1 protein-coding gene is annotated in these 542 nt (G+C 70.8%); it reads left to right on the top strand.

Annotated elements, in window-relative coordinates; translation table 11 throughout:
• The coding region (locus ALMP_RS35305) for an acetaldehyde dehydrogenase (acetylating) (RefSeq protein ID WP_264935856.1) at positions 1 to 542 on the top strand (542 nt) is incomplete at both ends.

A 542-nucleotide genomic window follows, 5' to 3' on the forward strand; every position in this document is an offset into this window, starting at 1 on the left:
CCGAACGTCAACATGGTCACCTGCGGCGGCCAGGCCACCATCCCGGTCGTCGCCGCGGTCGACTCCGTCACCCCCGTGCACTACGGCGAGATCGTCGCCTCCATCTCCTCCCGCTCCGCGGGACCCGGCACCCGGGCGAACATCGACGAGTTCACCGAGACCACGGCCTCCGCCATCGAGCGGGTCGGCGGCGCCCGGCGCGGCAAGGCGATCATCATCCTCAACCCGGCGGAACCCCCGCTGATCATGCGGGACACCGTGCACTGCCTGGTCTCCGACTGCGCCACCGAGTCCGTCACGGCATCGGTCGAGGAGATGGTCGCGCGCGTGCAGGAGTACGTGCCCGGCTATCGGCTCAAGCAGAAGGTGCAGTTCGCGAAGGTGGCGGCCGACGACCCGCTGCGCACCCTCGCCCCCGGCGCGGGCGAGGTCCTCAGGGTCTCGGTCTTCCTGGAGGTCGAGGGCGCCGCCGACTACCTCCCGGCCTACGCGGGAAACCTCGACATCATGACCTCGGCCGCGCTGCGCACCGCGGAACGCAT

The sequence above is a fragment of the Streptomyces sp. A012304 genome (assembly GCF_026008495.1).
In the GTDB taxonomy this organism is placed as follows: Bacteria; Actinomycetota; Actinomycetes; order Streptomycetales; family Streptomycetaceae; genus Streptomyces.